23 protein-coding genes are annotated in these 20938 nt (G+C 60.9%); 17 read left to right on the forward strand and 6 right to left on the reverse strand.

Annotated elements, in window-relative coordinates; all coding sequences use genetic code 11:
- The first annotated feature begins 84 nt into the window (after positions 1 to 84).
- Positions 85 to 804: a phosphonate metabolism transcriptional regulator PhnF gene (phnF, locus tag FHS89_RS02540; RefSeq protein WP_184008136.1), complete on the forward strand. Its 720-nt coding sequence runs from the start codon at positions 85 to 87 to the stop codon at positions 802 to 804.
- Here phnF and FHS89_RS02545 read toward each other — a convergent pair.
- Both FHS89_RS02545 and FHS89_RS02550 read right to left on the reverse strand, forming a co-directional pair.
- Positions 801 to 1403 (reverse strand): HAD family hydrolase, encoded by a 603-nt coding sequence (locus FHS89_RS02545; RefSeq protein ID WP_184008138.1) that lies wholly within the window; start codon positions 1401 to 1403, stop codon positions 801 to 803. The two genes, phnF and FHS89_RS02545, sit on opposite strands and share 4 nt — an antisense overlap.
- A complete protein-coding gene (locus tag FHS89_RS02550) occupies positions 1400 to 2065 on the reverse strand; it encodes a nitroreductase (RefSeq protein ID WP_221229203.1) in 666 nt (221 codons plus the stop codon). Before FHS89_RS02550 ends, FHS89_RS02545 begins: the two co-directional genes overlap by 4 nt.
- Before the next feature lie 58 nt (positions 2066 to 2123).
- On the opposite strand from FHS89_RS02550, the gene FHS89_RS02555 reads away from it, so the two are divergent.
- Positions 2124 to 2990: a DMT family transporter gene (locus tag FHS89_RS02555; protein WP_184008142.1), complete on the forward strand. Its 867-nt coding sequence runs from the start codon at positions 2124 to 2126 to the stop codon at positions 2988 to 2990.
- On the opposite strand, the gene FHS89_RS02560 is transcribed toward FHS89_RS02555, so the two are convergent.
- Positions 2987 to 3637, reverse strand: a complete 651-nt coding sequence (locus tag FHS89_RS02560; protein WP_184008144.1) for a lysozyme family protein — start codon at positions 3635 to 3637, stop codon at positions 2987 to 2989. The two genes, FHS89_RS02555 and FHS89_RS02560, sit on opposite strands and share 4 nt — an antisense overlap.
- 72 nt (positions 3638 to 3709) lie before the next feature.
- Between FHS89_RS02560 and hydA the strand changes: the two genes are divergently transcribed.
- From hydA to FHS89_RS02610, 10 genes are all read left to right on the forward strand, one after another.
- Positions 3710 to 5137: a dihydropyrimidinase gene (hydA, locus tag FHS89_RS02565; RefSeq protein ID WP_184008146.1), complete on the forward strand. Its 1428-nt coding sequence runs from the start codon at positions 3710 to 3712 to the stop codon at positions 5135 to 5137.
- 2 nt (positions 5138 to 5139) lie between these two features.
- Entirely contained in the window at positions 5140 to 5532 is a 393-nt protein-coding gene (locus FHS89_RS02570) for a VOC family protein (protein WP_184008148.1), read from the forward strand.
- Positions 5529 to 6188 (forward strand): aspartate/glutamate racemase family protein, encoded by a 660-nt coding sequence (locus FHS89_RS02575; RefSeq protein ID WP_184008150.1) that lies wholly within the window; start codon positions 5529 to 5531, stop codon positions 6186 to 6188. Before FHS89_RS02570 ends, FHS89_RS02575 begins: the two co-directional genes overlap by 4 nt.
- Entirely contained in the window at positions 6181 to 7095 is a 915-nt protein-coding gene (locus FHS89_RS02580) for a dihydrodipicolinate synthase family protein (protein WP_184008153.1), read from the forward strand. The genes FHS89_RS02575 and FHS89_RS02580 overlap by 8 nt, the downstream gene beginning before the upstream one ends.
- Before the next feature lie 81 nt (positions 7096 to 7176).
- Positions 7177 to 7929, forward strand: a complete 753-nt coding sequence (locus FHS89_RS02585) for an HpcH/HpaI aldolase family protein (RefSeq protein ID WP_184008155.1) — start codon at positions 7177 to 7179, stop codon at positions 7927 to 7929.
- A 144-nt stretch (positions 7930 to 8073) separates the two neighbouring features.
- Positions 8074 to 8280: a hypothetical protein gene (locus FHS89_RS02590; RefSeq protein WP_184008157.1), complete on the forward strand. Its 207-nt coding sequence runs from the start codon at positions 8074 to 8076 to the stop codon at positions 8278 to 8280.
- A gap of 159 nt (positions 8281 to 8439) precedes the next feature.
- Positions 8440 to 9069 carry a TetR/AcrR family transcriptional regulator gene (locus FHS89_RS02595; RefSeq protein WP_184008159.1) on the forward strand — a complete coding sequence of 210 codons (630 nt, stop codon included), beginning with the start codon at positions 8440 to 8442 and terminating at the stop codon, positions 9067 to 9069.
- 104 nt (positions 9070 to 9173) lie between these two features.
- Entirely contained in the window at positions 9174 to 9491 is a 318-nt protein-coding gene (locus FHS89_RS02600; protein ID WP_184008161.1) for a hypothetical protein, read from the forward strand.
- Positions 9492 to 9600: 109 nt separating this feature from the next.
- Positions 9601 to 10713, forward strand: coding sequence for an S-(hydroxymethyl)glutathione dehydrogenase/class III alcohol dehydrogenase (locus FHS89_RS02605; protein WP_184008163.1), 1113 nt, complete (start codon positions 9601 to 9603; stop codon positions 10711 to 10713).
- A 22-nt stretch (positions 10714 to 10735) separates the two neighbouring features.
- Complete coding sequence (locus FHS89_RS02610) at positions 10736 to 11470, forward strand: metallophosphoesterase (protein ID WP_184008165.1); 735 nt, start codon at positions 10736 to 10738, stop codon at positions 11468 to 11470.
- Here the strand turns inward: FHS89_RS02610 and FHS89_RS02615 are convergent.
- Together FHS89_RS02615 and argE are read right to left on the reverse strand one after the other, a co-directional pair.
- On the reverse strand, positions 11391 to 12326 hold the full coding sequence (locus tag FHS89_RS02615; protein WP_184008167.1) for a YihY/virulence factor BrkB family protein: 936 nt from the start codon (positions 12324 to 12326) through the stop codon (positions 11391 to 11393). The two genes, FHS89_RS02610 and FHS89_RS02615, sit on opposite strands and share 80 nt — an antisense overlap.
- Positions 12313 to 13479 carry an acetylornithine deacetylase gene (gene argE, locus FHS89_RS02620; RefSeq protein WP_184008169.1) on the reverse strand — a complete coding sequence of 389 codons (1167 nt, stop codon included), beginning with the start codon at positions 13477 to 13479 and terminating at the stop codon, positions 12313 to 12315. Before argE ends, FHS89_RS02615 begins: the two co-directional genes overlap by 14 nt.
- A 153-nt stretch (positions 13480 to 13632) precedes the next feature.
- Here argE and FHS89_RS02625 point away from each other — a divergent pair, with 153 nt between their 5' ends.
- The 5 genes from FHS89_RS02625 to FHS89_RS02645 all read left to right on the forward strand — a co-directional run bounded on the left by FHS89_RS02625 (position 13633) and on the right by FHS89_RS02645 (position 19346).
- Complete coding sequence (locus FHS89_RS02625) at positions 13633 to 14628, forward strand: ABC transporter ATP-binding protein (RefSeq protein ID WP_184008171.1); 996 nt, start codon at positions 13633 to 13635, stop codon at positions 14626 to 14628.
- Positions 14628 to 15620 (forward strand): ABC transporter ATP-binding protein, encoded by a 993-nt coding sequence (locus FHS89_RS02630; RefSeq protein WP_184008173.1) that lies wholly within the window; start codon positions 14628 to 14630, stop codon positions 15618 to 15620. Before FHS89_RS02625 ends, FHS89_RS02630 begins: the two co-directional genes overlap by 1 nt.
- A 50-nt stretch (positions 15621 to 15670) precedes the next feature.
- Complete coding sequence (locus FHS89_RS02635; RefSeq protein WP_184008176.1) at positions 15671 to 17365, forward strand: peptide ABC transporter substrate-binding protein; 1695 nt, start codon at positions 15671 to 15673, stop codon at positions 17363 to 17365.
- 69 nt (positions 17366 to 17434) lie between these two features.
- On the forward strand, positions 17435 to 18445 hold the full coding sequence (locus FHS89_RS02640; protein ID WP_184008178.1) for an ABC transporter permease: 1011 nt from the start codon (positions 17435 to 17437) through the stop codon (positions 18443 to 18445).
- Positions 18438 to 19346: an ABC transporter permease gene (locus FHS89_RS02645; protein WP_184008180.1), complete on the forward strand. Its 909-nt coding sequence runs from the start codon at positions 18438 to 18440 to the stop codon at positions 19344 to 19346. The genes FHS89_RS02640 and FHS89_RS02645 overlap by 8 nt, the downstream gene beginning before the upstream one ends.
- Before the next feature lie 75 nt (positions 19347 to 19421).
- Here the strand turns inward: FHS89_RS02645 and FHS89_RS02650 are convergent, their stop codons facing one another.
- A complete protein-coding gene (locus FHS89_RS02650) occupies positions 19422 to 20912 on the reverse strand; it encodes a carboxypeptidase M32 (RefSeq protein ID WP_184008182.1) in 1491 nt (496 codons plus the stop codon).
- Positions 20913 to 20938: the final 26 nt, after the last annotated feature.

Here is a 20938-nt window from a genome sequence, read left to right on the forward strand (position 1 = left end):
ATTAGGATTGCAGGAGTTAGCATTTTTAAACTAAGCTGGTTAATGTAACAACTAGACAACATATCTTTATCTTTCTAAGTATCCATGACCATACAAACACAACCCATCTGGCAGGTGATCCGGTCCGAATTGACCGGGGAGATCGCCGACGGCCTGCACCTTCCCGGTGACAAGCTCCCGACCGAGGCGGACCTGTCGCGTCGCTTTGATGTGAACCGGCACACCGTGCGCCGTGCGCTGGCGGAAATGGCCAAGGATGGGCTGGTTTATTCCCGGCGCGGTTCGGGCGTTTTTGTGACTGCCTCCCCGACGGAATACCCATTGGGCAAGCGGGTCCGGTATCACCAGAACCTTGCCGCCGCGGGGCAGATGCCCGCTAGGGAGATATTGCAGCTCATCACCCGCCGCCCGACGCCGATCGAGGCGGAGGTGCTCAACATCAGCGCCACCACGCAGGTGCATTGTTTTGAGGCGCTGTCGCTGGGCAATGGCGTGCCGATTGCCCTAACGCATAGCGTGTTTCCCGCAGACCGGTTTCCCGGCCTTATCGACGCGATCGAACTGTCACGGTCCGTGACGAAGGCTCTCGCGATCTGTGGTTTGAAGGATTATACCCGCATTTCCACGCGTCTGACGGCGAAAACGGCGAATGTCACGCAGGCTCGTCATTTGCGGCTCACACCCGGTGCGCCGATCCTGCGCACGGTCAGCGTGAACGCCGATCTCGACGGCACGCCAGTGGAATTTGGCACCACGCATTTCGCCGGGGATCGGGTAACGTTGACCCTGACGGATATGAGTTAGAGCAATCCGAGTGCGGACAGCTCCTGCCGCAAACCGGGTGCGTCGGTGAACAGATGCCCATGCCAGCCGCGCGCGCGGGCCGCATCAATATTCTCCGCCCGGTCATCGGTGAAGAACAGCTCATCCCCGCGCAGTCCGGTTGCGTCCTCCACCGCGGCATAAATCGCCGGATCAGGCTTTGCCATCATCATGCGGCCTGAGATGAACTCACGGTCGAACCCTTGCAGGATCGGGAACGCCTCTTTCGTCCATTCATAGTTTTCCGCCGCGAAATTCGAGAGCGCGAAGATAGGCACGCCGCGCGCACGCAGATCCGCCATGATCTCTGCCATGCCGCCAATCACAGGCCCGCACAGATCAAGCCAATGATCGACCCAGGCGTGGATCATGTCGGCAAAATCCGGGTGGTTGGCCGCGTGTGCGCGGATGGTTTCGCTAAAGGGTGCTCCGGCATCGGTGCGAAAATGCACTTCCACGATCCCGGTTTCCTCCAGAAATCGCGATGTCCGCTCCGCCCCGAAGCGGGCGCGCATATAGGGTTCGTAATTCCATTCAATCAGCACATTGCCGATGTCGAACACGACAGCTTGAGGGGTCATAGGATCGTCAGCCATTCATCCAGAGGAGCGCGGGTGGTGCGCAGGTCATTCACGGGATGCGCCCGGTCCTCATATCCGATGGCAAGGCCACAGAACAGCATCTGATCCTCCGGCGCGTTGCAAAACCGCGCCACAGCACTGTGATGCATCGCCCATGCCTCCTGCGGGCAGGAGGCCAATCCCTCCTCCACCAGCAGCAGCATCAGGGATTGCAGAAACATGCCAAGGTCGGACCACTGCGCCGCTCCCATTTCGCGCCCGACAAACAGGAACAGCCCGGCGGGCGCGTCAAAGAATTGCCAGTTGCGGGCAAACCAGTCGAGCCGCTTTGCCTTATCCTCGCGCGGGATGCCAAGGCGGGCATACATATCCTCCCCGACCTTGAAACGGCGGGAGCGGTACGGCTCCCCCAGTTTTGCGGGATAGACCGGGTATTCGGGCGTATCGGCCTGCCCATCCGCGATGCGGGTCTGCATCAACGCGCGAAACTCCGTCATCCGCTCCCCTGCCAACAGATAGACATGCCATGGCTGCACATTTCCACCCGATGGTGCGCGGGCAGCCGCCCCGATCAGCGCGGTGAGCCGCACTATATCCACCGGCTCATCGGTAAAGGCCCGGACGGACCGCCGCGCCTCCAGAAGTGATTTCAGATCGGACAAGACACTCCCCCATCCCCATGATAAGCCCGGCTCGTTTCGCGGGGTAGAAGGACACGGAATGAGCATTCGCGCAATCCTTATGGGCGTGGCTTTTGTGACGATGTGGGCGTCTGCCTTCACCTCGGCCAAGATCGCGGTGGCTTATGCGCCGCCTCTCATGATCCTTGGCGTGCGGTTCCTGATTTCCGGCGCGCTGGGCGTCGGGATAGCCTATCTGATGGGGCAACGCATCCGGTTGAGCCGCGCGCAATGGGTCGCGGTCGTGGTGTTCGGGATTTGCCAGAACACGATTTATCTGGGGCTGAACTTCGCCGCCGTCCAGACCATTGACGCCTCTATCGCGGTGATCATCGCGTCTGCCCTGCCGATCACCGTGGCGTTTGCGTCCTTCCTCGTGTTTCGCGAGCGGCTGCCGCTTTTGGGTGTTGTCGGGATGGTCGCGGGCCTTGCCGGGGTGCTGGTCGTGATGGGGGACCGCCTGTCGGGCGGGGCCGATCCGATTGGCATCGCGATGTGCGTCGGGGGGTTGGCGGCCCTCACCATGGCGACGCTGACCCTGCGGGGGATGAACCCGGGCGACAATGTGCTGATGATCGTCGGGCTGCAAATGCTGGTGGGGTCGGCCACGTTGTTGCCCCTATCACTCCTGTTGGAGACATGGGTGGTCAACTGGAGCCTGCCGCTGATACTCGCCTTCACCTACACCACGCTGGTGCCGGGATTGCTGGCGACGGTGACGTGGTTCTTTCTTGTGCGCGAAGTAGGCGCGACGCGGGCGGCGACCTTCCATTTCCTCAATCCGTTCATCGGCGTCGCCATCGCGGCCCTGATCCTGGCGGAGGCTTTGCAGGTGCGGGATCTGATCGGGGTTGTCATCATCATGGCGGGCATTCTCGCGGTGCAGATCGCGAAAGCGCGCGCTTAGCCGAGGATCGCGGCCACCCTCGCGCGATACTCCGCACGGCTCATCAGCGCCTTGTTCCGTCCCACCCCGTGATAGGCTGACCGCCCGTCGCGCATCGGCAGCGCTGCCCAAACCTGCGCAAGCTGATCGAGGAAAAGGTCGTTGCTGATCCGCCCGAAGCTCACCTCCCCCGCGCCCGCCTGATGCAGAAGGATATCCGCGAACCGATCCTGTAACGCGGGGGAGAACCGCGCAGACAATGGCGTTTTTGTCCGCCGCACCAAATAGTCGAGCGTGGTGGGGATGAACTGATACCGCCCGATTGCGTGGTTCTGGCCCGGTGTCGCGTCGATCCATGCAAAGACGTCGCGCAGGGTCATCTCCGTCGGGCGCTTTGGCGGTTTGATGACGGCACTCAACACCACCGCGTTATAGCCCGCAGGCCCCGCCTCGACCTCCGCCACCAGATCGCGCAGACCGCGCAACACCATCGGATCGGCCTGCCCCGGCCCCGCATCGCGGGTGAGGATCGAGCCAAGGAACGCGGGCGGGCGCTGCGACGCGAATTGCAGGCTCCCCTGCCCGGCCAGCGATCCGGTCGTGCCGACAAAATTCTGCGCCAGCGCCAGACCGGGTATCAACAGGCAAAAAAGCAACACGCGTTTCATGGCGCGAGCCTACCGCCCCTTGCCACGGATTGCATCCCGCCACATCATCCCCCCGGTGACAGGGAGGTTCTGATGACATTCGATCTGGTTGTGCGTGGCGGGGAGGTCGTGACGGCACAGGGCCGGTTCATGGCCGATATCGCCGTGACGGATGGAAAGATTACCGCGATTGGCACGGGGCTTGAGGGTCAGAGGGTGCTCGATGCCACGGGCCGCATGGTCATGCCCGGCGGTGTCGATCCCCATTGCCATATCGAACAGATGTCGGGCATGGGCCAAATGAATGCCGACACGTTCGAGACTGCGACACGCTCCGCCGCGATGGGTGGGACGACCAGCGTCATCTCCTTTGCCGCGCAGCATAAGGGGATGCGGATGCGCGATGTGGTGGCCGATTACAGCGCGCGGGCGGCGCGGGGCGCGTTGGTGGATTACGCGTTCCACATGATCGCCTCCGATGTGGAGGCGCCGGATTTTGCCGATGACCTTGCCGCGATGATTGACGCGGGCCACCGCTCGATCAAGCTCTTTACGACCTACAACATTGCGGTGAGTGACCGCGCCATTCTGGATGTGATGACCATCGCGAAGGCGCGCGGCGCGCTGGTTTGCGTTCATGCCGAAAATGACGGCCTGATCGGCTGGACAAAGGACCGGCTGATCGTTGCTGGCCGGACGGAGCCCGCGGCCCACGCTCTCTCCCATCCCCGATTGGCGGAGGTCGAAGCGGTGGAGCGGATGTGCCGCTTTGCCGAATTCCTCGACCAGCCGGTGATGCTGTTCCATATCTCCACCGTTGAAGGGGCGGCTGCCGTGCGTGCGGCGCGGGGGCGCGGCGTGCCCGTCTGGGCGGAGACATGCCCGCATTACCTTTTCATGGAAGAGACGGTGCTTGACCACCCGGATGGCGGCAAATGGATGTGCTCCCCACCCCAGCGGCAGACGGCAGATCAAGCGGCCCTTTGGCAGGCGCTGCGGCTTGGCGATTTGCAGGTGGTGAGTTCCGATCACGCGCCCTACCGGTATGACGAGACCGGAAAGCTGTCGCAGGGGGCGGATGCGCCGTTCCACAAAATCTCCAACGGTTTGCCGGGTCTGGAGGTCCGCCAACCATTGATGTTTGACGCGATGGTCAGCCATGGCACCCTTGGCCCGGAAAAGTTTGTGGAGGTGACGTCAACGGCCCCCGCCGCGCTTTATGGGCTGGAGAATAAAGGCGCGCTCGATCCCGGTAAGGACGCGGATATCGTGATCTGGGATCCGACGCGCAGCCATACCTACGGCGCGGACGATCTGCATGACAATGTGGGCTATAACCCGTGGGACGGGCGGCGCGTCACCGGATGGCCCGAAACGGTGCTGTTGCGCGGTGAGGTGATCGTGTCCGACGGGGCTTGCCACGCGGCCCCCGGCTCTGGCCACTTCCTGCACCGCGCCCGCACCGGGGCGCAGCCCCTTGGCACACCCGCGCGCGAAGCCCGCGCCGTATTAGGAGACTGACCATGGCACAACGCCCCGAAGGTGACGTCCAACTCACCATTACATTCTGGTATTACAAGGATTTGGCGCGGGCTGAGGCGTTCTATCGCGATGTGATGGGCTTTACGCTCGCCATTGATCAGGGCTGGGCCAAGATCATGCATATCGGCGGCGGCGCGCATGTCGGCCTCGTCGATGAAACCAAAGGGATGCACAATTCCGAGCCGATCAAGCCCGTGCAGTTGTGTATCCGCGTGCCGGATGTGGATGCGTGGTATGCCTATGTGCAGGAGGTCGGCGTCGATGGCCTGTCGGAACTGTTCGTGAATGATGAGATCGGCATCCGCGCCTTCGTGTTCAACGATCCCGAAGGCTGGCAGATCGAGGTACAGACGGCAACACGGCCCGGCGCATGAAACCCATCATCCTCCTCAATCCCAACTCCTCAGAACAGGTGACAGAAGGGATCGACGCGGCGGTCGATCCCTTGCGTGCGCTGGGCGTGCCGATCCAATGCGTGACACTTAAGGACGGCCCACCGGGGATTGAGACGCAGGCGCAGGCAGACCGGGTCATCGCCCCGATGCTCGACTTGGCGGCGGGGATTGAGGCATCCGCCTTTGTCGTGGCCTGTTTCGGAGATCCGGGTCTGCATGCGATGCGGGATGAGATGACCGTGCCCGTTCTGGGCATTCAGGAATGCGCGGTGATGCAGGCACTGACCGTGGGCCAACGGTTTGGCGTGATTGCGATCCTTGAGCGGTCGGTGCCGCGCCATTATCGGGCGTTCGGGGCGATGGGCGTGCTGGACCGGCTGGTCGGGGATTACCCGCTGGATTTGACCGTGGCCGAATTGGCCGACGCGGATCGCACCGTGGCCCGCATGGCGGAGGTCGGGCAAAGGCTGCGCGCGGATGGCGCGAACAGCATCATCATGGGATGCGCCGGAATGGCCCGGTATCGCGCCCAGCTTGAACAGGATATTGGCCTGCCGGTGATTGAGCCGTGTCAGGCCGCAGTTGGCATGGCGATCACGCGTGTGACGCTGATGGGAGGAGTTCAGAATGCTTGATGAAACTGCAAAGGGCGTATTTACCATCGCCGTGACCCCGTTCACATCCGATGGTGCGCTGGATCTGGATAGCGTGGATCGGATGACCGATTTCTATCTGGAAAAGGGCGCGACCGGGCTCACTGTGCTTGGCATGATGGGCGAAGCGGGGAAGCTGACGGCAGAGGAATCGCTGAGCGTGGTCAAGCGCGTGGTCGCGCGCGCAGACGTTCCGGTCGTGGTGGGCGTGTCCTCCCCCGGGTTTGCGTCGATGACGGCCCTGTCGGACTCGGTGATGGAGGTAGGTGCGGCTGGCGTCATGATCGCCCCGCCCGGCAGCGTCCGCACCGATGATCAGATTGTCACGTACTACCAGAACGCGGCAAAGGCCGTGGGCGATGCCCCATGGGTGTTGCAGGATTTCCCGCTTGTCACCGGCGTGCAGATCGCGCCGAAAGTGATCCTGAAAATCGTGGAGGAGTGTCCGAAATGCGTGATGCTCAAACATGAGGATTGGCCCGGTCTGGAAAAGATCAGCGCCCTGCGCAAAGCCTCGGATGAGGGCGCGCGCCGCATCTCCATTTTGTGTGGCAATGGCGCGCTGTTCCTGCCCGAAGAGATGGCGCGCGGCGCGGATGGCGCGATGACCGGCTTTGCCTATCCTGAGATGATGGCGCAGATCGTCGAGGCTGCGAATGCGGGCGATATGGACCGCGCGCGGGATATCTTTGACGCGTATCTGCCGATGGTCCGGTATGAAAGCCAGCCGGGTCTGGGCCTTGCGATTCGCAAATATACGCTGGCCAAACGGGGCGCGATTGCAGATGGCGCGCTGCGCGCACCGGGGCCGAAACTCTCCGCCGCCACAATCGCGGAGATCGAGGCGCTGGCCACGCGGCAGGAGCGGGCCTTGGCGCGGTTGGGGTAGCGCGGAAACCGCTCCAAGCGGGCGGATTGCATACGCGTGCAAAATTGGCTTACGCTTCCCAAAAACACCGGGGAGCGTATCATGACCACGAATGCCGAATTCAAAACCAAAGTCACAAGCGGCGTGCCGGTCATCGGGGCGTTCATCAAAACCCCTCATCCGATCATTATCGAGGTGATGGCGCTCGCCGGGTACGACTTTCTGGTGCTGGATGCGGAACATGCGCCGTTTGACCGCACAACACTGGATACATGCCTGATTGCGGGCCGTGCGGCGGGTATTCCGTGCATCGTGCGGGTGCCGGTGGGGCAGACGCCATGGATTCTCAACACGCTGGATGCGGGGGCTGCGGGGATCATGGTGCCGCATGTCGTGACCGCCGATCAAGCAGAGGCGCTGGTGCGGGAGGTCCGGTATGGCCCCGGCGGGCGCGGTTTTGCCGGAACAACCCGCGCGGCGGAATATGCCACGCGATCCCTCACGGCGCATAAGGACAGCCCCCTCGCGGAAGTCACGTTGATGGCCCAGATCGAAGACCCCGAAGGGGTCGATAATCACGCGGCGATTGCAGCGGTTGAGGGTATTGATGCGCTGTTCGTGGGGCGGGCCGATCTGGCGGTTTCCTATGAGTATGACGACTTCTTCGCACCCGAAGTTGGCGATATGACGGAAACGATTCTAGGGGCCAATGGGGCCGCGACGGGCCTTTATTGTGCGCCGGGTGAGGATACCAGCCGCTGGCGCCGTGCTGGGGCAAACGTGTTTGTTGTGGGGTCGGAGCATACGTTGATCGCATCCGCTGGCAGCGCTTTAACCAAAGAATTCAAAGGCTAAGAACACATCTTCCTGCACTGGGGATAGATGCGCGATCAATCAAGGTCGCGCATGGAAACGATGTGTTTCCTTGATAAACTAAACCGTACAGTTCATATATGAACGGCGAACCAAACGGTTCAGTTTAACAAAAGGAGATACCCCATGACTTCCCTTTCCAAAGCGACTGCAATCCTTGCCACGGCTGCCTTTGCCGCCACTCTTGTTCCCTCCATCGCAAGCGCACAGGCCATGGGCCGGGACTCAGCGAGCTGCACACAGTTGGAGATGTCCGTGCAGGTGACCGGCGCGGAGTGCGGGACGCTTTCCCTTGCGGAACTCGCAGCACGCAAGATCGCACTCGACAACTGATCTCGATCTGCTTCCCAACCGACTATCCGACCCAGCCGGGCGCCTGACGGTGCCCGGCCTTTTCATGAGGTGGGAGAAGGCTTGCCCCATGCTGAACTGAACAGTACGGTGTTCACCTAGGCGTGATCGCGTCAGCCCAAGCAACAAATTCCAAAGGCCATGACCGCAACCGACACCGATATCGAAAAGCCAAAAGGCCGCAAACACGATCAGGTGATTGCCGGCGCGCGTCAGGTGTTCATGGAGCAGGGGTTCGAGGGTGCCAGCGTCGATGACATCGCGCGGGTCGCCAATGTGTCCAAGGCCACGCTATACAGCTATTTCCCGGATAAACGCCTGTTGTTCATCGCAGTGCTGAAGGAGGAATGCGCCCGGCAGGCGCAACTGACCTTTGCCGTGGATGACAACGTGAAACCGTCTGCCGCCCTGTTGCAGGAGGCAAAACGCTTCGTCCGGTTTCTGGCTTCCCCCATCGCGCTCAATATGTTTCGGGTGGTGATCGCGGAAAGCCAGCGTTTTCCCGAGATCGGACATGAGTTCTACAGATCCGGCCCGGGCCGATCCCGCCAGCGGATGATCGAATATTTCGACGCCGCGATAGAGCGTGGGGAGTTAGCGATTGACGATTGTGCCGTCGCGGCAGACCAGTTTGCCGAGCTTTGCAAATCCGATTGCTTCTACAAGATCATGCTCAACATGAGCGATGGCATGACAGAGGTCGAAATGGACCAGATCGCCCATGAGGCGGTCAAAACGTTTCTGGCACGCTACGGCACGGACCTGTCGTAGCTTTAACGCTTTATTCACTCATAACTCACGGCACCCAAGCGGCCCCATAGCCTAGGCTCGTGGCGCGCGACCGTCGCGCTGACCCACAAGAAGGAGCGTTTGTTATGGGAAGTGTGAGTTTCACGATTGATGCCAGAAATTCTGGCGGTGTCGAGGTGTCGTTCAGGTCAAACACCTCGTCCGGTACGTTGTATTTCGACGGGATGGCCAGCCCCGGCAATCCGGCCAACTACACCAATAATGAGCTGCCCTCTGGCCCCTATGCCTTCCAGATCCGCAATCAGGATGGGTTTCAGAATATCAGCACCCATGTCAGCCCCAACAGCCTGACGGTGGACGGCAAGCCCGTTGAGTTTCAATTCGTCACCCATGCCGAGGATGAGGACCATTTCGATCAGATGGTCCTGTATTTCGACCTTTAGCATCGCAAGCATCAGGGTGGCGGGAATGGCTCGTGACCCTGATCGCCGCTTGCGCCATGCGCGCAAATCCCCCACGCTACATTCAAAAGTGACTTAGGGGAGACGATCCATGCGTACACGCGCCGCCGTGGCCTATCAGGCCGGAAAACCGCTTGAAGTGACCGAAGTGAACCTTGACGGCCCGCGCGCCGGTGAGGTGCTGGTCGAGATTATGGCGACGGGTATCTGTCACACGGATGAATTCACCCGCTCTGGCGCTGACCCGGAAGGGCTGTTTCCTGCGATCCTTGGTCATGAGGGTGCGGGCATCGTGCGGGAGGTCGGCCCCGGTGTGACCTCCCTTGAGGTGGGTGATCACGTTATTCCGCTCTATACGCCTGAATGTCGGGAATGCGATTACTGCCTGCATCCCAAAACGAACCTCTGCCAATCGATCCGGGAGACGCAGGGCAAAGGCGTGATGCCCGATGGCACCAGCCGCTTTACCACGCTCGATGGTGATCCGATCCACCACTATATGGGCACCTCCACCTTCTCCAACTTTACGGTGATGCCAGAGATTGCTGCGGCCAAGATTCGCAAGGACGCGCCGTTTGATATGGTCTGCTATATCGGTTGCGGTGTGACGACCGGGATCGGTGCAGTGATCAACACCGCCAAGGTCGAAATCGGCAGCCGTGCGATTGTATTCGGGCTGGGCGGTATTGGCCTCAACGTCATTCAGGGCCTGCGCCTTGCAGGTGCGGATCAGATCGTCGGCGTGGACATCAATCCCGGCAAGGTTGAGATGGCGACACGCTTTGGCATGACCGATTACGTCAACCCGACGGAAGTAGAGGGCGATCTGGTGCCCTACCTCGTGGCGCTGACGAAAGGGGGCGCGGATTACACGTTCGACGCGACGGGCAATGTGCAGGTGATGCGCGCGGCCCTCGAATCCGCACATAAGGGCTGGGGCGAATCGATCATCATCGGCGTGGCGCCAGCCGGGGCGGAAATCAGCACGCGCCCCTTCCAGCTTGTCACCGGGCGAAGCTGGCGCGGCACGGCCTTTGGCGGCGCGCGGGGCCGGACGGACGTGCCAAAGATCGTGGATTGGTACATGGACGGCAAGATTGAGATTGATCCGATGATCACCCACAAGCTCAAGCTGGAGGAGATCAACACCGGCTTTGATCTGATGCATGAGGGCAAATCCATCCGCGCAGTCGTGGAGTTCTGATGCGGCAAAAGCAGCCCTCCCGATGACCACCGCCTATGCCATTGGCGATGTCCATGGCCACCTTGATAAGCTGCGCGCGGCCCATGACCTGATCGCGGCGGACCGGGATCGGACGGGCAATGATGCGCCCGTGATCCATCTGGGCGATCTGGTGGATCGCGGGCCGCACAGTGCCGAGGTGATGGATTACGTCATCGAAACCGTGGCCCGCGATCCGCGCAATCGGGTGATCCTTGGCAATCATGACCGGATGTTCGCGTGGTTTCTGGAGGATCAGCCGCGCCATGATCCGAAGCTTTTCGAGGGCCTTTCATGGCTGCACCAGCGGCTTGGCGGTCAGATGACCCTTGCTTCCTATGGCATTGATCCGACCGGTCCGCCGGAAGATGTGCACCGGGAGGCGCGGGCGCGCGTTCCCCAGTCTCATGTGAACTTCATCCGTGAGCGCCCCCTGACGCAGGCCATGGGAGAGCTTTTCTTTGTCCATGCCGGGTTGCGGTCGGGTGTGCCGATCCCGGAGCAGACGGTCGAGGATATGCTCTGGATCAGGGAGGATTTCCTGATGGACACCCATGATCATGGGCCGGTCGTGGTGCATGGGCATACACCTGTGGAGGAGGTTGTGCACCATGGCACGCGCATCGGGCTTGATACCGGGGCGGCGTTTGGCGGGCCGCTCAGTCCCGTGGTGTTTGAAGGTCGGGCTGCGTTTCTGCTGACCCCGACAGGTCGGGCGCCGGTTCCGTCTGCGCGTTAGATTTGCGCACCGTTGCAATCTCCACGTCCAGAGCCGCGCCCAGCAACACGGCAAACGCGCTGACGAAAAACCACATGATGAGCGCGATAACCGCCCCGAGAGAGCCGTAAACCTCGTTATAATTCCCGAAATTCGACAGGTATTGCGAAAACGCGATGGAGCCCGCGATCCAAAGCAGGCTCGCCATGACCGCGCCATGGGTGATCCACACATCTGAGGCACGATGCGCGCGGCGCGGTCCGAACTGGTAGAGCGCCCCGATCCCCACGATGATCGCCGTGATCGCGACGGCCCAGCGCACCAATTGCACCGCCAATTCCGCAAACGGGCCAAGTGCGAGAAAGGCCAGAACCGCAGGCGTGATCACAACAGCGGCCAAGGCGATCAGCACCACGCCGACCAACAGCCCTGTGAGCATAAACGCGATGGCCAGATGCGCGAAAAAGTGGCGTCGCTCCGCCCCGCCATGGACAATCGCCACCCCGTCGATCAGCGCGGCCACACCCGCCCTTGCGGACCACATCGCAAAGGCCAGACCAATCAGCCCGGCCAGCCCGGAATTCCCCTGCTCGCTCAGCAGGATGCGCACCATCTGCGCGGTCAGGAGATCATGCACCTCCTCCGGCACGAACGCGGCGAGCATCGCGATATGATCAAGGATCACCGCCGGATCCGCCACATAGCTGTAGATCGCGATCACGGCACCGATTGCGGGAAACACCGCGAGCATCGCGAAAAAGGCGATCCCGGCAGAGATCAGGTTGAGCCTGTTCTGCCCGATGGACGCCGCGACGCGGGCGATCACCACCCGCCATTCGCGCCACCCTAATCCAGCCAGTGGTTCAGGCCGCGGCATGGTCCGCAATCAGACGCCGGATAAACGTCTCTCCCGCATCAAGCTGAGATATCTCTATGAATTCGTTGGGCTGGTGGGCCTGTGCGATATCGCCCGGGCCGCAGACCACGGTCGAAAAGCCCCGCTCCTGAAATTGCCCGGCTTCGGTGCCATAGGCGACGCGGGTGTCAGTGTTATCCCCCGTGAGCCGCCGGGCGAGTGGCTCCGCCGCGCCGTTTTCTTCGGGCGCGCAGCCCTCGACCATGGCGACGATATCGACGTCGATGCGGGCCTCTGGGCGGATAGCTTGAATCTCGGCCTCCATCCGGGCGACTTCTGCCTGATAACGCATCAGCCAATCGGACAGCCGCTCTGACGGGACGGTGCGAATGTCGGTCATGAATTCGCAGTGTTTCGCGGTGATGTTATGCGCCGTGCCGCCCGCGATCGTGCCTGCGTGCAGCGTGGTGTAGGGCGGAATGAACCCCTCATTGCGGGCATCGAACGGCGCGGCGCGGTTTTCCGCCATTCGCGCATCAAGCCAGCAGATCAGCTTTGCCGCGACCATGACCGCCGGCACGCCCTGATCCACCATCGACGAATGGACCTCATATCCATGCACCGTGGTGTTGACCGCTAAACAGCCCTTATGCCCTGTCACAACCTTCATCATCGTCGGCTCCCCAACGATACAAGCGGCGGCGGGCGGTAATTGTTCCCTCATATGGTCGATCATCGGCGGTGCGCCGGTGCAGCCGACCTCCTCATCATAGGAAATCGCGATCTGGATCGGGCGTTTCAGACCGGCCTTAAGCATGTCAGGGACGAGCGCGAGGGCGGTGGCGACAAAGCCTTTCATGTCGCAAGAGCCACGGCCATAGAGCCGCCCATCCCGCTCAACCAAGGTCCATGGATCGGTGTCCCATGCCTGTCCTTCGACGGGCACGACATCGGAATGCCCTGACAGAATCGTCCCGCCCGCGACATCCGGCCCGATATGGGCGTAGAGGTTCGCTTTGTCCTCCGTCGGGTGGGGCACACGCGTTGCGGTGATGCCATGATCCGCCAGATAGCTTTCCACGAATTCAATCAGCGGCAGGTTCGTCTGATCCGAGACGGTCGGAAAAGAGACCAGTTTTTCAAGCATTTCTTTTGGTGTGTAGGCCGTGGGCATCTTGCGCGCTCCTCGCGTTGATCTGATGCCAAGCTGCCCCCATGCGCGACGTAAGGTCAACGCCCGTTTACAGATTGCCAGAGGGATAAGAGCCGTGTTTACTGATTTTAACAAACGGTCAAAAACGACCTGGCGTTCGACAGGGACGATTATATGCGCGATGAGATCGCTCCACTTCTTGATGTTGTGGATTTGCACACTGTGTTTCAGACCCGTGGCGGGGATGTCCACGCGGTCAATTCTGTGAGTTTTAGCGTGGCACCGGGCGAGTTGCTTGGCGTTGTGGGCGAAAGTGGCTCAGGGAAATCTGTGACGATGATGTCGCTGATGGGGCTTTTGCCCAGTTCGGCACGGGTCGAGGCGCAAGCGGTCAATTTCGAGGGGCGCAATATTCGCGATATGTCCGACGACGCGCTGCGTGTGCTGCGCGGGCGGGATGTGGGATTTGTGTTTCAGGATCCGATGACATCGCTCAATCCGGTGTTCACGGTTGGGTATCAGTTGACCGAAGCGCTGCGCACGCATCTGGGGAAATCAAAGAAAGAGGCCCGCGCCCGCGCGGCAGAAATGCTGTCGCTGGTCGGTATTCCCGATGCGAAAGCGCGGCTCAATGATTACCCACACCAGTTTTCGGGCGGGATGCGGCAGCGGGTGATGATCGCGATGGCGCTTGCCTGTGATCCGAAACTCCTGATCGCGGATGAGCCGACGACCGCGCTGGATGTGACGATCCAGGCGCAAATTCTGGAATTGGTGAAGGGCCTTCGCCAGAAAATGGGCATGGGCATCGTCTGGATCACCCATGACCTTGGCGTGGTGGCCGGGATCGCGGATCGGGTGATGGTGATGTATGGCGGGCAGATCGTGGAGCAGGCACCGGTCAAGGAGCTGTTCGCAAACCCACAGCATCCCTACACCATTGCGCTTTTGGAAACCCTGCCGAGCCTCACGGGAGAGCGGCCGGAGCGTCTGCGCTCCATCGACGGGCAACCGCCCATTTTGGGTGCAAAGCTGACCTCCTGCCCGTTTGCCGCGCGCTGCCGTCAGGTGATGGACCGTTGCCACCGCGAAAACCCCACCCGCCGGGAGGTGAAAGCAGGCCATGACGTCGCCTGCTGGTGGGACGCGACACAGGGGGGGGCTGCCTGATGCGCGACGATGTAGAGGGCAAACCGCTCGTTGAGGTGCGAAACCTCAAGATGTATTTTCCGATCTATAAAGGCATCCTGCGCCGTCAGGTCGGTCAGGTAAAAGCCGTCGATGACGTGAGTTTCACCGTGCATGAGGGGGAGACCCTTGGCCTTGTCGGCGAGTCTGGTTGTGGGAAGTCCACTTGCGGGCGGGCGATCCTGCGGCTTTATGATCCGACGGATGGGTCGGTGATCCTTGATGGGACGGACATTGCGTCGCTCAACACAGATGATCTGCGCCAGATGCGGACAGATATGCAGATGATCTTTCAGGATCCGCAGGCCTCGTTGAACCCGAAAATGACGGTGGAGCGGATCATCTCCGAGCCATTGATCGAACACCGCAAGGGCATGTCGGCCAAAGAGCGGTCCGATCGGGTGGGGGAGTTGATGGATGCGGTGGGCCTGAACCGGACCTTCGCCAATCGCTATCCGCATGAATTTTCCGGCGGGCAGCGTCAGCGGATCGGCATTGCCCGCGCGCTGGCCCTGTCGCCCCGGTTTATCGTCTGTGATGAGCCGATTGCGGCCCTTGACGTGTCCATTCAGGCGCAGGTCGTGAATCTGTTGGAGGATTTGCAGCAAAAGATGGGGCTGACCTATCTGTTCATCTCCCATGATCTGAGCATGGTGCGCCATTTGGCGACGCGGGTCGCGGTGATGTATCTGGGGCAGATCATGGAATTGGCGCCGTCCGGCCAACTCTATTCCGACCCGAAACACCCCTATACCAAGGCGCTGCTGTCCGCCGTGCCAGAGCCGGACCCGCGAGAGGAATCGCGCCGCGACCGCATCATCCTTCAGGGCGACGTGCCAAGCCCGGCAAACCCGCCCACAGGCTGCAATTTCTGCACCCGTTGCCCGGTGGCGCAGCCCCTGTGCCACCAAGTGTCCCCCGACTGGCGAGAGATCGAACCGGGGCGGTTTGTGTCCTGCCATTTCGCTGAATAACCACCAGAGGCGCAAAAGCGTCCAAACCTATCCAACAAGGAGAGTAAAAAATGAAACTTCGAAGCATTCTGATTGGGGCGACCGCCCTTGTCGCTGCGACGTCGGCCCATGCCGAGCGTGCCAGCGATGGTCAGCTCAACATCATCTATTGGCAGGCCCCGTCCCTGCTGAACCCGTATCTGTCGGGCGGCACCAAAGAACTGGAAGCCGCGTCGCTCGTGATTGAGCCGCTCGCGCGCTATAACGAAGTGGGCCAGATGGTGCCGTTCCTCGTTGATGAGATCCCGACCGTGGAAAACGGCGGCGTGTCCGAGGATTTGACGACGATCACCTGGAAAATCTCCGATGGCATCACGTGGTCCGACGGCACGCCGCTGACGGCTGAGGATGCGATCTTCACGTGGCAGTATTGTACGCATCCCGAAGGCGGCTGCGCGCAGGCCACCAATTTCTCCGACGTTGAGAGCATGGAAGCGCTGGACAGCCAGACGCTGAAAATCACATTCTCCGTCCCCAAACCATTCCCCTATGGCCCGTTTGTCGGCGCGCAGTCCCCGATTATCCAGAAAGCACAGTTTGAAAACTGCGTCGGCACGCTGGCCGTGACCTGCTCGGATGAGAATTTCGCGCCCATTGGCACCGGCCCCTTTGTCGTCACCGATTTCAAGGCGAACGATGTCGCGACCTTTGCCGCGAATGAAAACTACCGCGATCCGAACAAGCCCGCCTTCGCGACCGTGAATTTCAAGGGTGGCGGCGATGCGGCATCGGCTGCGCGCTCCGTTCTGGAAACGGGTGAGTTTGACTATGCGTGGAACCTTCAGGTCGAGCCTGAGATCCTGACCGCGATGGAAGCCGCAGGCCGGGGGGAGATCATCTCCGCATTCGGCACCTCGGTGGAACGTCTTATGGTGAACTTCACCAATCCTGACCCGGCGCTGGGCGATGAGCGCGCGACCGTGGCGCATCCACATCCGTTCCTGACGGACACGGCTGTGACCCGCGCGATGTCCATCGCGATTGACCGCGAAATCCTCGTGATCGCGGGCTATGGCTCTGCCGGGCAGGAAACCTGCAACGTGCTCCCGGCACCTGCGGCGTTTGCCTCCCCCAACAACGAATGGTGCAAGAATTACGACCCGGATGAGGCAAACCGCATCCTTGATGAGGCCGGTTGGGAAATGCAGTCCGATGGCGTGCGCGCCAAGGACGGCGTGCGCCTGAGCGTGCTCTATCAGACCTCCACCAACTCTGTGCGTCAGGGCACACAGGCGTTGATCAAGCAGATGTGGGAAGCCATCGGGATCGAAACCGAATTGCGCAACATCGACGCGTCCGTGTTCTTTGGTGGGGATCAGTCCAGCCCGGACACGTTCCAGAAGTTCTTTGCCGATATCGAAATGTATACCAACAATTTCGATGGAACGGACCCAGAGGCCTATATGGGCAACTGGACCTGCGCCGAAATTCCCAGCCCGGATAACGCATGGCTTGGCATGAACATGCCGCGCTTCTGCTCCGAGGAATATGACGCGCTGGCCGCCGAATTGTCCGGCACCGCTGCACTGGAGGAGCGTGCGCGCATCGCCATCGCGATGAACGATATGCTGATGAACGCAGGCGCGATCATTCCGCTTATTCACCGGGGTGGTGTGTCTGCCCGGGCAAACTCCCTTGAGGGTGTTTTGATGAACGAGTGGGACAGCGAGCTGTGGAACGCCGCCGATTGGACCCGCTCCAACTAATCTGACATTTGGGGTGGCGTTCGCGCCGCCCCATTTTCGTTGCAAGACTGCTAACCCGAGGCGCCACCCATGCTGAATTTCACGATCCGACGATTGATGTTCGCGATCCCGACGCTTCTGGTAATCAGTTTCATCATTTTTGCCATTCTCGATCTGGCACCCGGTGATCCGACGGCCTCCCTCCCGATGACCGTGCCGCCCGAAGTGCGTGCACAGATCCGCTCGACCCTTGGCTTGGATGAGCCGTTCATCATCCGCTATTTCCTGTGGCTCAAGCAGTTCATGATTACCGAGCCGTTGAACCTCATAGAGAGCAGTTTTGGCATCACCATCGGGGAGGGCGACCGGCTGCGGCTGACAAGCTGGGCCACCCGTTCGCCGGTGGTGGACCTGATCGCGGAGCGGATGCCGCAAACGCTCTGGGTCGTGGGGATGAGCCAGATCATCGCTGTGCTGATCGCGGTGCCGATTGGCGTGATCTCCGCCTATAAGCAGTATTCGTGGATCGACCAGCTTGGCACTCTGTTTTCCATGATCGGGTTTTCGGTGCCGACGTTTTTCACCGGGCTTTTGTTCATCGTGATCTTTTCCGTCAATTTGGGCTGGTTCCCGTCGATCTATGACACCAATCATGTGGTTGAGGATTGGGACAGTTTCGTGTTCCAGATCAAACAGATGATCATGCCCACGATGGTGCTGGCTCTGTTCACGGCAGCCCAGATCAGCCGGTATATGCGCGCCTCCATGCTCGATAACCTGAACCAGGATTATGTGCGTACTGCCCGTGCCAAGGGGCTCAAGGAGCAGACGGTTCTGCTGGTTCATGTGCTGCGCAATTCGATGATCCCGGTCGTGACCGTGATCGCGCTGAACATCCCGACCATTTTCGGCGGTGCGATCATCACCGAGCAGATTTTCCGGGTGAACGGCATCGGGCAACTTCTGATCACCGGGATCGTGGGGGCGGATATTCCGCTGGTGCAGACGCTGACATTCATCTTTGCCGCGCTGATTGTGCTGTTCAACCTGATTGCCGATATCCTCTACGGCATGCTTGATCCGAGGATCCGCTATGAGTGACACCTCCCTTCAGGAAATGCCGAAAGCATCCTCGCTGTCGCGTGATGTGTGGAACCAGTTTCGCGTGCATCGCGGGGCGATGGCGGGGCTGGTCATCTTTACCCTTATCGTGCTGGCGGTCATTTTCGGCCCGATGATCCACACGGTCGATCCGGGTTTCATGAATATCCGATTGCGCAACGCGCCGCCCAGTTGGGCCAATCCGATGGGGACCGATAACCTTGGCCGCGATATCTTTGCGCAAGTGTTGCAGGGCGGGCGTGTCAGTCTTGCCGTGGGGATCACGGCGATGCTTCTGGCGCTGTTTCTGGGGGCGCTGATCGGGGTGCTGGCGGGGTATTATAAGCGGCTTGATGGGCCGCTGATGCGGTTTACCGATCTGTTTCTAGCGTTGCCCCTATTGCCGCTGCTGCTGGTCATCATCATGCTGTTTCGCGACACGTTGCGGCAGGCTTTTGGGCCGGAGACGGGGATATTCTTTCTCATCGTGTTCATCATCGGCATCACGTCGTGGATGCAGACCGCGCGCATCGTGCGCGGTGATGTGTTGGCGCTGAAAGAGCGGGAATTCGTGCTCGCAGCCCGATCCATCGGCACGCCATCGCGGCGGATCATTCTGCGGCATATCCTGCCAAACGTGATCTCTCCGATCATGGTGTCCGCGACGCTGGGCGTGGCGAATGCGATCATCACGGAAAGCGCGCTGAGTTTCCTTGGCCTCGGTTTTCCGCCCGATTTTCCGACATGGGGGCGGCTGTTGTTTGACGGCAAGGATTTCCTGACGCTGACGCCAGAGCGGGTGTTCTGGCCGGGGCTTGCCATCTCACTGACGGTTTTGTCGGTGAACTATATCGGTGACGGGCTGCGCGATGCGCTCGATCCTCATATCCGCGGGCGGTGATCCGCTGTGGCCGGAGGCGCGCTTGACTGAGTGCGGAAGCCTCCGGCGGGGTATATTTGGAGAAAGTGAATTGCCTTACAGGTCGTAAAGGTCGGTGAACTTTCGCTCCAGATACGCGACAAGGGGTGCTGAGCTTGGCGCATGGCCGACCGCCCGTTCGATGAGGTCACGCGGCATGTAACGCCGGGAGGGATGGTGGATTTTCTCCTTCATCCATCCGACAAAATGGGACATGTTGCCCCCCGCCACCTGGCTATCGAGATCGGGGATGTCCTGCCGGAGCGTTGCGACCAGTTCACCCGCATAGATATTGCCCAAGGAATAGGTCGGGAAATAGCCGAACAAGCCATGCGCCCAATGCACATCTTGCAACACGCCGCGCCGCGCATCGGGGGGCGTGACGCCGAAATCGGCGGTGAAGCGGTCGTTCCATGCCGCCTCCAGATCAGCGACATCGAGATCGCCTGAGATCAGCGCGCGTTCCAGATCGAAGCGCATCATGACATGCAGGTTGTAATGCACCTCATCGGCCTCGGTGCGGATAAAGCCGGTCTCTACCGCGTTGAGTTGCAGGTAAAGCGCCTCCGGGTCAGCCGCGCCGAAATCGCCAAAGGCGTCGCGCATTTTCGGGAACAGATATTCGGCAAACGCGCGGCTGCGGCCGATCTGATTTTCGAAACTGCGGGATTGGCTTTCATGGACGCCCATCCCGGCATCCTCCCCTGCGGGCTGGAACATCAGCGCCGGGTCAAGGTTTTGGGAATAGACCGCATGGCCAACCTCATGGATCGTGGAATAGAGGCAGCCGAACGGCTCCTCCTCCGTCACGCGGGTGGTGATGCGCACATCGCCATTGTTGCCGGATGAGAACGGATGCACCGCAAAATCCAGCCGCCCCGCGGACCAGTCATAGCCGAAAGCGGTCGCCAACTCGCGGGACAGGGCGATCTGGGCCTCCTTGGCGAAGGGGCCTTTGAGCGGTGGCGCTTTGACCGGGCTGTCCGCGATGCGCGCGCGCAGATCCGCGAGGGCCGGGCGCAGATCGCCAAAGATGCGGGACAGCTCCCGCTCGCTCATGCCCGGCTCATAATCCTGTATCAGGGCGTCATACGCACTTTCATCCGCGTCGCGGAGCGCCTGACCAGCCTCCCGCTTTAGCGCGACCATCTGGCTGAGTGTTGGCGCATAGGCCGCGAAATCGGATCGCGCCCGCGCATCGGCCCAGATCCCTTGCGCATGGGCGGACAGCCGGGCGGTTTCCTCGGCCAAGCGGGCAGGAATGCGGGTGGCGCGATGGTGGCGATGCTCGGCCTCCGTCACGTTTTTGGCCTGCACCGGATCAAGCGCGGCGCGGTCAATCACGGCGAGCCAATCGCCAATCCTCGGATCGGTCAGCTTTTGGTGGCTGATCCCTTCGAGCACGCCAAGCTGTTCTGCCCGCTGGGTGACGCCCCGCTCCGGCATGGTGGTTTCCTGATCCCAGCCCAGCACCATCGCCGCCTGCCCGAGGGCCGCGATTTCACGGAAATGGGACATAAGGGCTGCATAAGCATCGGTGCTGGTCATCACGGCATCCTTTGGAAAACTCGGTC

The sequence above is a fragment of the Rubricella aquisinus genome (assembly GCF_014199445.1).
Lineage (GTDB): Bacteria > Pseudomonadota > Alphaproteobacteria > Rhodobacterales > Rhodobacteraceae > Rubricella > Rubricella aquisinus.

Coding starts and splice junctions, on each gene's coding strand:
- FHS89_RS02605 (WP_184008163.1), top strand. CDS start 9,601: ATGCGTACACGCGCCGCCGTGGCCTATCAGGCCGGAAAACCGCTTGAA.
- FHS89_RS02635 (WP_184008176.1), top strand. CDS start 15,671: ATGAAACTTCGAAGCATTCTGATTGGGGCGACCGCCCTTGTCGCTGCG.
- FHS89_RS02570 (WP_184008148.1), top strand. CDS start 5,140: ATGGCACAACGCCCCGAAGGTGACGTCCAACTCACCATTACATTCTGG.
- FHS89_RS02580 (WP_184008153.1), top strand. CDS start 6,181: ATGCTTGATGAAACTGCAAAGGGCGTATTTACCATCGCCGTGACCCCG.
- FHS89_RS02585 (WP_184008155.1), top strand. CDS start 7,177: ATGACCACGAATGCCGAATTCAAAACCAAAGTCACAAGCGGCGTGCCG.
- FHS89_RS02640 (WP_184008178.1), top strand. CDS start 17,435: ATGCTGAATTTCACGATCCGACGATTGATGTTCGCGATCCCGACGCTT.
- phnF (WP_184008136.1), top strand. CDS start 85: ATGACCATACAAACACAACCCATCTGGCAGGTGATCCGGTCCGAATTG.
- FHS89_RS02630 (WP_184008173.1), top strand. CDS start 14,628: ATGCGCGACGATGTAGAGGGCAAACCGCTCGTTGAGGTGCGAAACCTC.
- FHS89_RS02645 (WP_184008180.1), top strand. CDS start 18,438: ATGAGTGACACCTCCCTTCAGGAAATGCCGAAAGCATCCTCGCTGTCG.
- FHS89_RS02600 (WP_184008161.1), top strand. CDS start 9,174: ATGGGAAGTGTGAGTTTCACGATTGATGCCAGAAATTCTGGCGGTGTC.
- FHS89_RS02560 (WP_184008144.1), bottom strand. CDS start 3,637: ATGAAACGCGTGTTGCTTTTTTGCCTGTTGATACCCGGTCTGGCGCTG.
- FHS89_RS02650 (WP_184008182.1), bottom strand. CDS start 20,912: ATGACCAGCACCGATGCTTATGCAGCCCTTATGTCCCATTTCCGTGAA.
- FHS89_RS02610 (WP_184008165.1), top strand. CDS start 10,736: ATGACCACCGCCTATGCCATTGGCGATGTCCATGGCCACCTTGATAAG.
- FHS89_RS02545 (WP_184008138.1), bottom strand. CDS start 1,403: ATGACCCCTCAAGCTGTCGTGTTCGACATCGGCAATGTGCTGATTGAA.
- FHS89_RS02625 (WP_184008171.1), top strand. CDS start 13,633: ATGCGCGATGAGATCGCTCCACTTCTTGATGTTGTGGATTTGCACACT.
- FHS89_RS02615 (WP_184008167.1), bottom strand. CDS start 12,326: ATGCCGCGGCCTGAACCACTGGCTGGATTAGGGTGGCGCGAATGGCGG.
- hydA (WP_184008146.1), top strand. CDS start 3,710: ATGACATTCGATCTGGTTGTGCGTGGCGGGGAGGTCGTGACGGCACAG.
- FHS89_RS02555 (WP_184008142.1), top strand. CDS start 2,124: ATGAGCATTCGCGCAATCCTTATGGGCGTGGCTTTTGTGACGATGTGG.
- FHS89_RS02590 (WP_184008157.1), top strand. CDS start 8,074: ATGACTTCCCTTTCCAAAGCGACTGCAATCCTTGCCACGGCTGCCTTT.
- argE (WP_184008169.1), bottom strand. CDS start 13,479: ATGCCCACGGCCTACACACCAAAAGAAATGCTTGAAAAACTGGTCTCT.
- FHS89_RS02575 (WP_184008150.1), top strand. CDS start 5,529: ATGAAACCCATCATCCTCCTCAATCCCAACTCCTCAGAACAGGTGACA.
- FHS89_RS02595 (WP_184008159.1), top strand. CDS start 8,440: ATGACCGCAACCGACACCGATATCGAAAAGCCAAAAGGCCGCAAACAC.